Annotated in this window: 13 protein-coding genes, 1 pseudogene and 1 riboswitch; of the genes and pseudogenes, 9 read left to right on the top strand and 5 right to left on the bottom strand. The window is 43.0% G+C overall.

Features of this window, described 5'->3' with window-relative positions; genetic code table 11:
- Positions 1-517: 517 nt before the first annotated feature.
- The 8 genes and pseudogenes from SFC66_RS04445 (at position 518) to SFC66_RS04410 (ending at position 7418) form a co-directional block, all read left to right on the top strand.
- A complete protein-coding gene (locus SFC66_RS04445; RefSeq protein ID WP_411217494.1) occupies positions 518-847 on the top strand; it encodes a hypothetical protein in 330 nt (109 codons plus the stop codon).
- Between the two features lie 564 nt (positions 848-1411).
- The gene (locus SFC66_RS04440) at positions 1412-1729 is read left to right on the top strand and encodes a PadR family transcriptional regulator (RefSeq protein WP_411217493.1); all 318 of its coding nucleotides are present in this window, start codon (positions 1412-1414) and stop codon (positions 1727-1729) included.
- Positions 1726-2445, top strand: coding sequence for a DUF2812 domain-containing protein (locus SFC66_RS04435; protein ID WP_411217492.1), 720 nt, complete (start codon positions 1726-1728; stop codon positions 2443-2445). The genes SFC66_RS04440 and SFC66_RS04435 overlap by 4 nt, the downstream gene beginning before the upstream one ends.
- A gap of 220 nt (positions 2446-2665) precedes the next feature.
- Entirely contained in the window at positions 2666-4459 is a 1794-nt protein-coding gene (gene cstA, locus SFC66_RS04430; RefSeq protein WP_411217491.1) for a carbon starvation protein CstA, read from the top strand.
- A 233-nt stretch (positions 4460-4692) separates the two neighbouring features.
- Positions 4693-5313 (top strand): annotated as a pseudogene (locus tag SFC66_RS04425) (nitroreductase family protein).
- Positions 5314-5332: 19 nt separating this feature from the next.
- Positions 5333-6268 carry a ring-cleaving dioxygenase gene (locus SFC66_RS04420; RefSeq protein WP_411217490.1) on the top strand — a complete coding sequence of 312 codons (936 nt, stop codon included), beginning with the start codon at positions 5333-5335 and terminating at the stop codon, positions 6266-6268.
- Positions 6269-6465: 197 nt separating this feature from the next.
- The gene (gene wrbA, locus SFC66_RS04415; RefSeq protein WP_411217748.1) at positions 6466-7077 is read left to right on the top strand and encodes an NAD(P)H:quinone oxidoreductase; all 612 of its coding nucleotides are present in this window, start codon (positions 6466-6468) and stop codon (positions 7075-7077) included.
- A gap of 158 nt (positions 7078-7235) precedes the next feature.
- Positions 7236-7418 (top strand): hypothetical protein, encoded by a 183-nt coding sequence (locus SFC66_RS04410; protein WP_411217489.1) that lies wholly within the window; start codon positions 7236-7238, stop codon positions 7416-7418.
- A gap of 664 nt (positions 7419-8082) precedes the next feature.
- On the opposite strand, the gene SFC66_RS04405 is transcribed toward SFC66_RS04410, so the two are convergent.
- The 5 genes from SFC66_RS04405 to SFC66_RS04385 all read right to left on the bottom strand — a co-directional run bounded on the left by SFC66_RS04405 (position 8083) and on the right by SFC66_RS04385 (position 12279).
- On the bottom strand, positions 8083-8283 hold the full coding sequence (locus SFC66_RS04405; RefSeq protein ID WP_038559445.1) for a cold-shock protein: 201 nt from the start codon (positions 8281-8283) through the stop codon (positions 8083-8085).
- Between the two features lie 229 nt (positions 8284-8512).
- Positions 8513-9655 (bottom strand): N-methyl-L-tryptophan oxidase, encoded by a 1143-nt coding sequence (solA, locus tag SFC66_RS04400; RefSeq protein ID WP_411217488.1) that lies wholly within the window; start codon positions 9653-9655, stop codon positions 8513-8515.
- 70 nt (positions 9656-9725) lie between these two features.
- Positions 9726-10556, bottom strand: coding sequence for a MetQ/NlpA family ABC transporter substrate-binding protein (locus tag SFC66_RS04395; RefSeq protein WP_411217487.1), 831 nt, complete (start codon positions 10554-10556; stop codon positions 9726-9728).
- 36 nt (positions 10557-10592) lie between these two features.
- Positions 10593-11255 carry a methionine ABC transporter permease gene (locus tag SFC66_RS04390; protein ID WP_411217486.1) on the bottom strand — a complete coding sequence of 221 codons (663 nt, stop codon included), beginning with the start codon at positions 11253-11255 and terminating at the stop codon, positions 10593-10595.
- Positions 11245-12279 (bottom strand): methionine ABC transporter ATP-binding protein, encoded by a 1035-nt coding sequence (locus tag SFC66_RS04385; protein ID WP_411217485.1) that lies wholly within the window; start codon positions 12277-12279, stop codon positions 11245-11247. Before SFC66_RS04385 ends, SFC66_RS04390 begins: the two co-directional genes overlap by 11 nt.
- Positions 12280-12353: 74 nt before the next feature.
- Positions 12354-12457: riboswitch (SAM riboswitch) on the bottom strand.
- 667 nt (positions 12458-13124) lie between these two features.
- Here SFC66_RS04385 and SFC66_RS04380 point away from each other — a divergent pair.
- A complete protein-coding gene (locus SFC66_RS04380; RefSeq protein ID WP_411217484.1) occupies positions 13125-14387 on the top strand; it encodes a glycosyltransferase family 2 protein in 1263 nt (420 codons plus the stop codon).
- Positions 14388-14396: the final 9 nt, after the last annotated feature.

Here is a 14396-nt window from a genome sequence, read left to right as displayed (position 1 = left end):
ACACGGAAATGCTGATTACCAATCCGAAACTTTGAATGCATGGCAAAATGATCAACTTCTCCTGCTGCGCCTTCCACCCAGATGAGTTCGCCTGTTTGCTGCAGATTACCGCCAAAATCCAAGTTGAATGTAAGCAAAGCTTCTTCAGTGAAGATACCTAGATCACTTTTACCTTCCCGTCCAGGTAGCTCTGTACTTTCGATGAAATGGGCACTGGGATAGGCAGCTTCCACAAGCCGCTGCAGGCGCTTGCTCTTTGACTCTTCTTTTTTCTTTTCTGTCACTTTCCGATCTCCTTCTCATGGATGCGTTCTTGGATGCACGGAGTATATATGAAGTAATGATACAAGGTAGATTGCTAGAGTGATTGTGCTATAACATTATATAACAATAGTCCCATAATAAAACAAACTTTTTCTCGATTTTTTCGTAGAAGAAATATTCGGCTTATATTGTGGGAATACAGATTGCGAATGCATTACGCTTTATCGGTATGTTATAGGAAAGGAGATGCAAAATGGAGCCAGTGAAAACATCAACTGATTTGCAAGAACCTTCATCAGAGGAGGACTATGGTTTAGGTGAAGTATGGCAATCGATCGAATCATTCAACAGGGAAGTGGAACTTTTTTTTGAAGCTTTGATACGAATGCTGCTGCTTATGGGTTCTGGATTCGTTCTATTGATCGGGCTGTCATATGTCCTTTTCACATGGATCGGATCACCGCGCTCTCAATCTAAAGCGGCAAAGAAGAAGTTTTGGCTTATCAATGGGTGCGTCATGATTGGATTCCTGATTATCGCCGTACTCGTTTATGTTATACCAGCAGCTATTATATTTTCCTGATAGGGAATAAAGGAAATTAGTTCAGTACCGTCGGATGAATCCCTATTATCATAGTGGAAGGGGGAGCAAGATAGCATCTCTGCTTCTGGATAATAATACGCGGCAAGCCAGAACAGCGCATATATAAGCATGAAGGTCTTTATCGAATAAGACGATGATTGCAGCAGTTTGGAAATTTCGCTAGCTATTGGTATAAGAAGAAACAAAAAGAAGTCGGTAACAAGTAAGCCCGGACAGATCAATCAGTCCGGGCTTTTTTTCGGCCGTGAAAAATAATGGCGGCAATGAATTGCAGGGAAGTAAGTCCAAATGCAAGTAAGGTGTAATCTAAGAGGATACCGAAAATCAACATGGATAAGCCGGCGGTGAAAAATAAGATATTACTTGTATAGTTTCGCATAAACCCAGCATAACATTCCCAGTTAAATGGATGTCAAGAAGCGCTAGTCATTTTTATATCAATTTTTGATATACCTGTAGACATTTATATCACATAATGATATATTGAATACAAATCAATATATCATTATGTGATATATCCAAAAGGGTATAGGGGGTGACTTGTTGAAAGGTACGGAGCAATTAACGGATTCCATGTTCAATATCATGGCTGCTTTGACGAAGCCGCGGCATGGATATGCCATCATGAGCCTGATTGAAGAAAGAACAAAGGGAGCAATAGCAATAGGGCCAGCTTCCATGTACACAATCATAAAAAAACTTCTAAAGCAGGAATGGATTTATCTATACGATGGATCGAATCCAAGAAGGAAAACATATTTGATTACCGAAAAAGGCAAAGAAGTATTGGAGGCAGACATGGAGCTGAGAAAACTGATGATTCAATTGGCGGAAATTGGACTAAGGGAGGCAGATGAATGAGTAAATATGTGATGTCAGGCGGCTTGGCTTTTGCTGAAGAAAAGGATATGAAGAAATTACGCAAATACTCCTTAAAAGGCTGGCATGTTAGCAGCTTCAAGTTTATGGGATATACACTTGAAAAAGGACCAAGTGCGGATTATGTCTACAGTATTGATTATCGCTCACTGGAAGAAGGAGAAGCTGAGGAGTACTTTGACTATTTTGCATCCTCCAATTGGACGCATATTGCGTCAGAAGGTTATATACACTTGTTTCGTGCAGAACCTGGTACAAAGCCGATATACAGTGATCGTGAATCAGTAGCTGAGAAGCATCAAAACTCCTTGCATTCAATGGAGTGGCTGGCATATTCACTAATTTGTATTTCTCTACTCACATGGCTTGTAGCTTTAAATAGCTCGGGATCCTTAAGTGTAATAATGATGGTAATAGCGATTGCATTCACGATGCTTGCCATTCCAGGTGCTATGACTGTCGGTGCGACGTATACGAATAAATGGGAAGCTGGCGGAAAACAGTATTTAGCCAAGATAATAAGAACGTTAGCTGTATTGGCTCTTATTTCTATCCCAGTTATCATATTTTTCGTTGCCGATGACTTAGGGCGAACAGCCCGCTTCTTACTATCCATGCTAATTGGAGGAATTGCATTGCCGACAGCCATTTTTGTCGTCATGTCTGTTTATACGAAACTAAGAAGAATTGTGTCATAAGAAGTTCCTCTACCTTCGTATGTTAGCTCTCTATTTATCTCGGTAAAAGACAAAATCTTTCAACAGGAAGTCACGATGGTGGCTTCTTCTTGTATTTCATCCCATTAATCCTGCAACTCAGCGGTCATTTTCCACATTCTAAAATGTAAACGCTATCAAAGTTGAATTTGTCCCGTATAGTGAAGTGGTAAATAACTTCTGCTTGAGGGGGCGGAAAGAGATGAATGCGATTACGATGGTGATTGGCTCGATTTGTATACTCATGATTGTGTACCGTCTTTATGGCACATTCATGGCTGTGAAGGTGCTCAAGCTGGACGATTCAAAGAAAACGCCAGCGCATGAGCTGGAAGATGGCAAGGATTATGTACCGACGAACAAGTGGGTGTCATTTGGTCACCATTTCGCGGCTATTGCTGCGGCAGGACCGCTTGTAGGTCCAATTTTGGCAGCGCAGTTCGGTTACTTACCAGGTTTGTTATGGCTGTTGATTGGAGCGGTTATCGGGGGAGCTGTCCATGATATGGTCGTCTTGTTCGCATCGATGCGGCAAAAGGGTGAGTCCGTTGCAGAGATTGCCAAGCGCGAGCTAGGTCCGGTAGCTGGTTTCTGTACGGGACTTGCGATGCTGTTCATCATCACGATCACGATGGCTGGATTGTCCCTGGTCGTGCTGCATGCATTGGAAGAAAACCCATGGGGGACATTCTCGGTTGGAATCACGATTCCAATCGCCATGGCAGTTGGATTGTATCACCGTAAGACAGGTAACTTGAAGCTTGCGACTATCGTTGGCTTCGCACTTATCATGGCAGGTGTATTTGTCGGTCCGTTTATCGTGGATACACCACTTGGGGACTTTTTAACATTAGATGTAAAGACATTATCCATTATCTTACCGATTTATGCTTTCTTTGCGGCAGCATTGCCTGTATGGCTGTTGCTTGCACCACGCGATTATTTGAGCAGTTTCTTGAAAATCGGCGTATTCCTGGCTTTGATCCTCGGTGTTTTCATCGTGAATCCGGCAATTCAAATGCCAGCATTCACCGAGTTCATCGGCGGAGGCGGTCCAGTGATGAATGGGCCGGTGTGGCCGTTCATTTCCATCACGATTGCTTGTGGTGCAATATCTGGATTCCACGCCTTTGTTGGTTCCGGTACGACGCCTAAGATGATCAATCGCTGGAGTGACATCAAACCAGTCGGCTTTGGTGCGATGCTTGTAGAATGTGTTGTCGGGATCATGGCTTTGATTGCAGCAACTGCCCTTCATCCTGGGGACTATTTCGCAATCAATTCAACTCCGGCAGTATTCCAGACGCTGAATATGAGTACCGTGGATCTTGCGAGTTTGAGCCAGTCCATCGGGCTTGATTTGGAAGGAAGGACGGGGGGAGCCGTCACGCTTGCCGTCGGGATGACCTTTATCTTCACTTCGATATCATGGTTCGACAATTTAGCATCCTTCTTCTTCCAATTTGTGATCATGTTCGAGGCATTGTTCATCCTAACAGCGATTGATTCCGGCACACGTGTCGCACGTTACCTGATACAGGATTTCGGCAGTGTCTTTTACAAGCCGCTGAAACGCGTCGACTGGCTGCCAGGCAATATTTTCGCCAGTGCACTGGCCTGCTTCTTGTGGGGATACCTGCTGTTCTCAGGCGATATCAGTTCTGTCTGGGCACTGTTTGGTGTATCCAACCAGTTGATGGCATCGATTGGTTTGATCATTGGTGCGACCATCATCCTGAAGATTGCCGATAGACGCCGTTATATGCTCACCTGCTTGATCCCGCTTGCGTATTTGTATGTGACGGTTAACTACGCAGGCTACTGGATGGTGACGAATGTGTATCTGAATGCAGACGCAGCCGGCTACAATGTTTTGAATGGTATCCTGTCGATCATCATGCTGGTTCTGGGGGTTATCATCATGGTGACAGCAGTCCGCAATTGGATGCAAAACTGGAATCGACCGGACGTGGCATTAAGAAGAGAATCTGTCTAAAGGGGGAAAGGCCGGCGTTTTCAGCCGGTCTTTTTACATGTAGAAGAAAACGTAATAAAAGCTGTTGACAGGTTGAATTGATGTACGCTATAATTATCTCGAAATCGAGATAAAAACATCTTCTTGTAACCTCATATTTTTTTGAATAATTATCTCGAATTCGAAGTAATTTATTTTATATTTTTTTGGTCAATTATCTCGAATTCGAGGTAAATTGAGGGGATGAAGAAGAGATGACACAATTCAATGAGTTAGTGGAACAAAGAAGATCAGCAAGCAACTTTCTTCCGGAACATCCAATCTCGAAACAAGAATTAGATGAAATCTTTAATCTAGTGAAACTGGGTCCATCGGCATTCAACCTGCAGCACACGAATTATGTAGTTGTGACGGCCCCGGAAAAGAAAATGAAAATAAAAGACGCAGCGAATGGGCAGTACAAGGTGGAAAGCGCATCGGCTGTCATCTGGGTACTAGGCGATAAACAAGCCTTTCATCAAGCTGCTGACATTTATAAAGGCCTGAACCTGTTGGGTATCATCAACAAACAGGAATACGATTTGATGGTGGAAGATACCGTCTCCTTCTATGAATAAAGGGGAAAGGAATTCCACCGCGATGAAGCAATCCGCAATGCGTCGCTTTCCGCCATGCTCTTCATGCTGGCTGCCAAGGAAAAAGGCTGGGACACTTGTCCGATGATTGGCTTTGACGCAAATGAAATAAAAGAAATACTGCAAGTGCCGGAACAATATGAAGCTGTCTTGATGCTTACCATCGGGAAAGAAAAAGCGGCAAGCAGAAAACCAAGAGGATATCGCAGACCGATTAGTGAATTTGTTACGTATCAATAAAAATAAGGAGTGAATTCAAATGACAAAGCAAACGCAAGGCATTCACCACATCACAGCAATTGTAGGACATCCGCAGGAAAATACCGATTTCTACGCTGGTGTGCTAGGTCTACGCCTCGTTAAGAAGACAGTTAACTTCGATGATCCTGGTACTTATCATCTTTACTTTGGTGATGAAAAAGGAAAACCAGGCACCATCATCACGTTCTTTCCTTGGCCAAATGCCTATCAAGGCAAAATTGGCGATGGTCAGGTTGGCGTCACGTCTTATGTAGTGCCTAAAGGAGCACTTCCATTCTGGGAAAGCAGACTGGAGAAATTCGAGATTGCTTATACGAAAACGGAACGCTTTGGCGAGGCATCTTTGCAATTTGACGATGTACATGGACTGCATTTGGAGATCGTGGAAAGAGAAGCAGGCGAGAACAATACATGGACATTTGGTGGTGTGACGCCGGATGTTGCCATCAAAGGATTTGGCGGCGCAACGCTTTATTCAAGGACTCCTGGTGCGACAGCAGAACTGCTTGAACAAATGGGTTTGGAAAAGGTTGGAGAGGAAGGAGAATATGTCCGCTACAAAGCAGCAGGTGACATCGGTAATATCATCGACATCAAGCTTACCACGAGCGGAAGAAGTCAATTGGGTGTCGGTACTGTCCACCATATCGCATGGCGTGCAAGCGATGATCAAGACCAGCTTGAGTGGAGTGAGTATGTCGATAGCTTGGGCTACGGCGTGACACGCGTGCAGGATCGTAATTATTTCAATGCCATCTATTTCCGTGAGCATGGCCAAATTCTTTTCGAGATTGCCACTGACCCGCCGGGATTTGCAATCGATGAGCCGCAAGAACACATGGGCGAAAAATTAATGCTGCCAGTGCAGTACGAACCACAACGCCGCCAGATTGAAAATCATGTTCTTCCGTTTGAAGTAAGAGAATTGGATTGATGTTGTTGACTTCTTCCAGAAGGAAGTTCATCCAGATATCTCGAAATAGAGACTGTCACCAACAGAATTGCAGCAGTAAGTTTGAAGCAATCAAGGGGAGGTCTTATATGAAAATGGATTTTGCTTATAAATAAGAGGAGTGTAAACATATGGGATTCTTAAATAAATTATTCGGAAAAACAGAGGAGACGATCACAATGGAAAACGTTAAATTAGCAGTTGTATATTACAGCATGGGCGGCACGAACTATCAAATGGCAAAATGGGCAGCCGAAGCAGCCAAAGAAGCGGGAGCAGAAGTGAAAGTACTACAAGTTCAAGAGCTTGCACCGCAATCCGTCATCGACGCAAACCCGGCATGGAAAGCACAAGTCGAAGCAACAAAACACGTCCCGGTAGCATCTTCGGATGATTTGGAATGGGCAGACGCTATCATCTTCAGCGTTCCAACACGGTTTGGTAACATGCCATCCCAAATGAAGCAATTCCTTGATATCCAAGGCGGTCTATGGGCAAGTGGCAAAACTGTCAACAAAGTAGTCAGCGCCATGACATCCGCACAAAACCCGCACGGTGGACAAGAAGCAACATTGCTTTCCCTCTATACATCCATGATGCACTGGGGAGCAATCATCGCAACACCAGGCTACTCAGATCCAGTTCTATTCGCAGCAGGCGGCAATCCTTACGGCACAAGCGTGACTGTCGGACAAGATGGTAAGATGATCGAGGATGTGGAAGCAGCTGTGAAGCATCAAGCGAAGCGTACAGTTTCTGTAGCGGAATGGGTTAAAAAAGGGAAGCAATAAATAAGACGATTCATGCAAAAAAGCTGCCATTATACGGTCGGCTTTTTTGCATTTAATAATGAAATGAATCATCCCAAAAGTAAACATCTCAAGTGCGGAAATTGATTATATGAAACAAAACTAATATCCGAAACGTAAATAATATAAGGAGTGATAATATGAAATGCGTAAACTGTAAAAGCGAAAAATTCATTGAAGCAACAGATGGATTTAATTTAAGACCACTTGATACTAACTTTCACTTTGGAACACCAAAGATTTATACCCTGTGTCAGGAATGTGGTGTAGTACAGAATATCAGAGCAGAAAACCCTAAGAAGCTATTAAAGAAAAAGAGTTGAGAAGTAATGCCGCCTTTAAATAACATCTAGCATAATCTGATACCTTTGTGTTCGTATTTGGATATAAATCAGCTGGAAAATAATGATCTGTTAAAATCTTAACGCTGAGTTTATCTTGAAGAATACACGTTAATCATTTGATAATGCCATTTATATTAATTGAAAACGAAGAAAAAGCATATTTACGTTCTGCAACCATAAACAATCCACCTATTCTTTTTTATCCAAAGAACCTATGGGCAAGCGGTCGCTTTATTTTCAGCGCGGACTTCAACCGGCATACATAAGTGACATCAACCTTGCTCAAGATTCCTCATGTTTCATTAGTTCCTCTTCAAAGAAAAAAGTACTAGGATATTTATTGACTACATAAGAGTGCTTTTTCATATTTTTTACATAATGACTTTTTAAGATTGTTACTAACTCATTCGATTTTCTTATGGTGACTATTTCCCCAGTACGAAATAATTCTGTTGGCATAATCCTCATCCTTTCGTTATTCTGATAACTTTTCTGTTATATGTTTATATTCCCCTGACTAGTCACTCCATGCGTCCATACTTTAGTTTTGCCCGAATAATCATATTATAGTGCTGTAAAGAATGTATATGTAATTATCACGAGTAATAAAAAAAGACTCCAGATGGAGTCTTTTTTCAAATGATTATATTTTGTTAACGTTAGCAGCTTGTGCGCCACGTTGACCTTGTTCGATATCGAATGTTACTTTTTGACCTTCGTCCAATGATTTAAAGCCTTCGCCTTGAATAGCGCTGAAATGTACGAATACATCTTCTCCGCCTTCAACTTCGATAAAACCGAATCCTTTGTCTGCATTAAACCATTTTACTGTACCTTGTTCCATAATATTGCCTCCTGGTGGGATGTCCCACAATTATTACTACCCTTGTTCAAACATACTATCTATGATAAAAAAATCTTTTGAGGATATTCTCTTCTCGCAAATCTTACACCGAACAAAAATAATTAAACTCATCATAACATTTAGAGTAAATTATAGCAAATGCAGGCAGGAAGTTTTTTTTGGTGGGAGCCAGAAACCGCGAAAGATCAATATCCCGAGGGGTTCGAAATTATAAACCAAACCGCTTCAGCGCAAACAAAGAAAGATCATATTCACTTTCCCCATCCACAGCAAGCTGACTCAACACCTCACCCATGACACTTCCAAATTTAAAGCCATGGCCGGAAAATCCACAGGCAATGACCACATTTTCGTTTTCGGGGTGGTGATCAATGATGAAATCATGATCTGGTGAGTGGGTGAGCAGGCATGTGCTGCTTTGCTTCAATAAGCCGTCCGCTTTTGGCATATATGTTTGCAGGAGATCGCGGAGTTCCTGTTCATCCTCTTCGTAAGCGCCGAAATTCTGTGTATGCTGATCAGGATCGATTTTTTGTCCGCCGTCTGTTCTCCCCAGTTTGAGTCCTTCCCCGTTCAAATCAGGGAATCCATAGAACATTTTTTCATTATCTTCTATATAAAAGGACGGGAAATTGGCTGCATGGTAAAGTGTTTCGGGAGCTTCGAACCAACCGACGACTTTTCGGTATGGCTGAATCGGCAGCTTAAGGTCTGGAAGCAGTTTGGCTGCCCATGCACCTGCTGTCACAATGGCCTTTTGAGCAGAAATAACCTGATTGGGCATGACGATTTTGATATGTTTCTTGTCAGTTATATCGATTTGCTGAACAGCTGTATCGGTGATAAGCTGCGCGCCGTGTTCCAAGGCAATTCCCCTATACGCCTGGATAGCATTCTCGCTGTATATCAGTCCTGAATCTGTTTCGAAACAGCCGATATAATCATCAGGTATAGAAATGCCGGGCCATTTGTCCTTTATTTGTTGAGCACTCAGCACTTCCAGGGGCAGATCATATTTTTCGGCAGACTTTCTTGTTTCTTCAAGGAAGGTGGAAGTACTTGGACCTAATCCAAGTACGCCTGTCTTTTCAAAAATACGATGATCACTTTGTTTCTCTAGTTCCTCCCATAATTGCTGCGCTCGTTTTACCAAGGTAACGTACTGCCTGCCTTCACCATATGCGTGACGGATCATACGGGTAGTGCCATGATGGCTCCCGCTGTGGTGCGGCGGGTCAAATCGATCGATTAAGACGGTCTTTACGTTTTGCTGTGCTAAATAAGCGCCTGCCGCCATGCCCATCGTGCCAGCACCGATAATAGCCACTTCAAATTCATTTTCATTTGTCATGTTGCGTCACTCCATTTCCATATGCGGATATAGCAATGGCCTGTCTGAGAGAAGACAGGCCATCTTTGTATTAATTTTGTTTGTAATCATCAAGGTAGGAGATTGGCTCCACAACCGGTACAGCAGCACCTTTATAATGTTCTTTGATGAAGTCTGTCACTTCTTTAGAATGATAGATATCAACGATTTTCTTGAAGTTCTCTTCATCTTTGCGATCTGTTTTGGAAGCGATGATATTGATATATGCTTTATTGCTTGCGTCTTCGCGGAAGACAGGGTCGTCAGTTGGGTTAAGACCTGCACTGATAGCTACGTTACTATTGATGATGGAAACAGCTGCATCGTCCATGGAACGTGCTGTTTGACCTGCATCGACTGCAGTGATTTTCAGGTTTTTCGGGTTTTCTTCAATGTTTTCCAGTCCGCCTGCACCAGTGAAGCCTTCTTTCAAAGTGATCACGCCAGCTTTTTCAAGTAATAGAAGTGCTCTTCCCAAGTTAGTAGGGTCTTTCGGGATAGTGACTTGATCGCCGTCTTTCAGTTCATCAATGTTTTTGATTTGCTTGGAGTAGATACCCATTGGCCAGATAGCAGTTGTTCCGATAGCTGTCAGGTCCAAGTCGCGCTGTTCTTTGAAACTATCGAAATATACGACTGTTTGGAATGCGTTGATATCAACTTCGCCGCTGTCCAAAGCTAGGTTTGGCTGTACATAGTCATCGAATTTTACAATTTCGATGTTGATATCTTTTTCTTTCGCCAGCTTTTGAACAAGTTCCCAAGTTGGTGTTTCGGCTGAAGATATTCCCACTTTCACTGTATTGCCGTCACTTCCAGCGTTAGCGCCGCAGCCAGTGATGATAAGCAGCAAAGCAATTAGGATTCCTGCAAGTTTTTTCATAGTCATGTTTCCCCCAAATGTTTTTTTGTTAGTGCCTTATTTTCTGCGGATTTTCCGGGCCAGGATGTTTCCGAGCGATTGAATGAGCTGTACAAAGACGATCAGCGTAATGACTGTTATGATCATGACTTCTGTTTGGAACTGGTTATATCCATATGTTATCGCTAAGTCACCTATCCCTCCGGCACCGACTGCACCAGCCATTGCGGATGCACCGATTAAACCGACGGTAGCAATCGTCAATGCCAAGACGATAGAGCTGAGTGCTTCCGGCAGAAGAAATCTCCAAATGATCTGCCAAGGTGTTGCTCCCATGGCCTGAGCCAATTCGATTGTGCCGTGGTCGACTTCAAGCAGTGAGTTTTCCACCAGGCGACCGATATAAAAGGCTGTGTACAGGACGAGCGGCACAATGGCAGCTGTGGTACCAATTGCTGTTCCGACAATCAAGCGCGTGAACGGTATAATTGCAACCACAAGGATAATGAACGGAATGGAGCGAAAGATATTGATGATGATGTTCAAAATATTGAATAAGATGACATTTTCCAAGATTCCGTTTTCCCTTGTCAAAACGAGAACGACGCCGATCGGTATTCCGATGAGTACTGAAATGATCAGTGCTGCGATGACCATATAAAGCGTCTGGTTGATTGCGTTGAAATATTCTGTCCAGAACCAAGACCAATCAAATGGCATTGTCCGACACCTCCCTGATTACGGCTTCCTGTTCACTGATGAACTGAACAGCACGCTGGATTTCTTGCTGATCACCGCTGAATTGCACAACCAAATTCCCAAATGGTATACCTTGCAGCTCGGTGATCAATCCGTGAATCACATTCAGATCGACTGCGAATTGTTTGGCTGTCGTTGAAAGTAGAGGCGCACCAGTGGAAGCGCCTTTAAATATGATCCGATAAATATTGCTAACCTGATTGCTATCTGAAATCAGCTTTTTGACCGAATTCGGCAGATTGTCATTCAAGACAGTCTGCACGAAGCTTCGAGCAATCTCCGTCTTCGGCTCAGTGAATACATCAATGACAGGACCTTGCTCTACAATGACACCATTTTCAATGACAGCCATCTTATCGCATACATCACGGATAACGTTCATTTCGTGTGTAATCATCAAGATGGTCAGGCCGAATTCATCCCTGACTTTGCGCAGGAGATCCAAGACAGCTTCTGTCGTATTCGGATCTAAAGCGGAAGTCGCTTCGTCACACAGCAGGATGTCAGGATCCGTCGCAAGGGCCCGGGCAATGCCGACACGCTGTTTCTGCCCGCCGGAGAGCTGATTCGGATAATGATCGATGCGATCTTTCAACCCGACGAAATCAAGTAGCTGCTCCACTTTTTCCTTGATCTCTTGTTTTGGTCTTCCCTCTAAGATCAGAGGAATCGAAACATTATGAAAAATCGTTTTGGATTCCAGCATATTGTACTGCTGGAAGATCATCCCGATCTTCTTTCTTTGGGCACGTAAAGCTTTGGGGCTCAAGGTCAGAAGGTCGACGCCATTTATCAGGACCTTTCCGGAAGTCGGGCGCTCCAGCAGGTTCACACAACGGATCAGCGTACTTTTTCCGGCACCGCTGAAACCAACTACGCCGAATATTTCCCCTTTCTCAACCTCTAGATTTATCCCTTTCAGTGCTTCAACTTTTTTCTCTTTGCCTTTGCCGTAAAACTTATGAATGTCTTCTAGTTTAAGCACGATAGATGTCTCCTTTGCGAACAGATATATACAAAAAAGCCCCTTTCATCATCAGAAAGAGGCTCTTAATCTAAACCTTATCTCTCAGAATGAATCACTCTGCAGGAATTAGCACCTTTCATGAAATGATGGTTGCTGGACGTCATCGGGCCTGTCCCTCGGTCTCTCTTGATAAGAATATTCTTTTGTTTGATAAGAATGATAATAGTTAATTTTAAGACAACTGTCAATAACAAATTTAACAAAATGGAAACAAATTAAGCAGGGTGTCCACGGAAACCCCAAGAAGGATAGGAAGCAAATCCCCTTGGAACAAGCAATCTTATCTAGGATATGACGTGAGGTATCCAAGAATGACACACATGCAATAAAATCCTGCTGACTGGCGAAATTTTAACGCTATGTTAAAACAGTTAATAAAATCTTAATAAGAATAGCCTTTTAGAAAGCTGGTAATGTTTGTTACATTCTGTATATGGGTACAGATACAAGCATTTTGAAAGTTACCTATCGCGATTTCTGTATCTATCCTTCAAAAAATCGGCAGTTCCCACGCCACCTGCTGATGATCTGCTGGTGGTGGATTTTAAGTGAGAGAACTATTTCTGTAAGAGTAAGAGAATGACGCTATCAAGGTATTTCACCGAGAAAAAAAGACTTTACTTGCAGCATGGAATTCAGTCGCAAAGTAAGGAATGGGTCTGGAGCTTACAAGTTTTCACTGATTCGTAACTGAAATGGATAAGCAATAAATCAGTCATGCAAAAAGAGAAATCCAAAAACTGTGTTACCAGGCTAGATTCTGAGATGTGAGGTGTATGATGGTCAGAGATGTGTTAGATATTTTGAGTCAATTTATTTTTTACATAGGTATGGTATTCACCTTGGTATTCGTGTACAAAGTTGTGTATATCATTGTTGCATTCAAAGCGAGAAGAGCAGGACATCCGGAAAAGGAAGAGGTACCGCTTCGCAAATACGCATTTTTGATTCCGGCACGAAATGAAGAGGTCGTCATCGGGCAACTCATCGAAACGATAAAGAATCAAAATTATCCGAAGGAATTGTACGATATCTTCGTGATAGCTGATAACTGTACAGATCAAACAGCCCAGATTGCCAGGGAAGCAGGGGCAATCGTTGCAGAACGCTTTAATCAAAAACAAGTTGGCAAGGGTTATGCGCTGGATTATTTACTTAACATCATCGGCACGGATTATGCTTCCAAGCATTACGATGGATACTTTGTGTTCGATGCTGACAATCTCCTGGATGAGAATTATATTGCCGAAATGAATAAAACTTTCAACCAAGGCTATAAGGTCATCACCAGTTACCGTAATTCCAAAAACTATGACCAGAATTGGATTACATCCGGGTATGCCCTCTGGTTCTTGTATGAAGCAGAACTTCTTAACCGCCCGAGGATGTATCTGAATACAAGCTGTGCCGTTTCAGGGACCGGATTTTTGGTGCATTCTGATGTCATCAAAGAAAACGGCGGCTGGGTGCATCATCTACTGACTGAAGATATTGAATTCACCGTCTCCCAGATCATCAAGGGTGAAAAGATCGGCTACTGCAGCCGTGCTGTTTTTTATGATGAACAGCCATCCACTTTCAGCCAGTCATGGAAGCAGCGGCTGCGCTGGGCCAAGGGATTTTACCAGGTATTCATGAATTACGGGAAAGAACTGTTCCAAGGCATGATTCGCGGCAAAGGATACCGCTTCTCCTGCTTCGATATGATGATGACAGTCATGCCGGTAGTAGTTGTATCCATGCTCTGCATCATCGGGAACATATTGATACTTTTACTCGTTCCTTTCGAAGGGGAAGGATTGTTCTATACCTATGTCATGGTGAGTACAATCGGTGTCCTGTGGATCTATAGTCTCCTATTTGGACTCGGTCTCATTACAACCATCCTGGAGTGGAAGAAAATCCGCTGTCCAAACTGGAAAAAGATTTTATATCTTTTCACTTTCCCACTCTTCCTGTTTACGTATCTGCCAATATCCGTCGTAGCTTTATTCAAGAAAATCGACTGGAAACCAATTCCGCATACTGTTGTAAAATCGCTTGATGATTTGCGATCGAGATCATAAACAAGTAAG

The organism is Terribacillus saccharophilus, assembly GCF_046592895.1.
In the GTDB taxonomy this organism is placed as follows: Bacteria; Bacillota; Bacilli; order Bacillales; family Amphibacillaceae; genus Terribacillus; species Terribacillus saccharophilus_D.
The sequence above is the reverse complement of the archived record's forward strand: the minus strand, read 5'-3'. Positions and strand labels throughout refer to the sequence as shown.

Bases quoted from the DNA above. Each gene is read 5' to 3' on its own strand.
- SFC66_RS04435 (WP_411217492.1), top strand. From the start codon at position 1,726: ATGAGTAAATATGTGATGTCAGGCGGCTTGGCTTTTGCTGAAGAAAAG.
- SFC66_RS04390 (WP_411217486.1), bottom strand. From the start codon at position 11,255: ATGCCATTTGATTGGTCTTGGTTCTGGACAGAATATTTCAACGCAATC.
- SFC66_RS04445 (WP_411217494.1), top strand. From the start codon at position 518: ATGGAGCCAGTGAAAACATCAACTGATTTGCAAGAACCTTCATCAGAG.
- wrbA (WP_411217748.1), top strand. From the start codon at position 6,466: ATGGAAAACGTTAAATTAGCAGTTGTATATTACAGCATGGGCGGCACG.
- SFC66_RS04410 (WP_411217489.1), top strand. From the start codon at position 7,236: ATGAAATGCGTAAACTGTAAAAGCGAAAAATTCATTGAAGCAACAGAT.
- SFC66_RS04405 (WP_038559445.1), bottom strand. From the start codon at position 8,283: ATGGAACAAGGTACAGTAAAATGGTTTAATGCAGACAAAGGATTCGGT.
- SFC66_RS04420 (WP_411217490.1), top strand. From the start codon at position 5,333: ATGACAAAGCAAACGCAAGGCATTCACCACATCACAGCAATTGTAGGA.
- SFC66_RS04395 (WP_411217487.1), bottom strand. From the start codon at position 10,556: ATGAAAAAACTTGCAGGAATCCTAATTGCTTTGCTGCTTATCATCACT.
- cstA (WP_411217491.1), top strand. From the start codon at position 2,666: ATGAATGCGATTACGATGGTGATTGGCTCGATTTGTATACTCATGATT.
- solA (WP_411217488.1), bottom strand. From the start codon at position 9,655: ATGACAAATGAAAATGAATTTGAAGTGGCTATTATCGGTGCTGGCACG.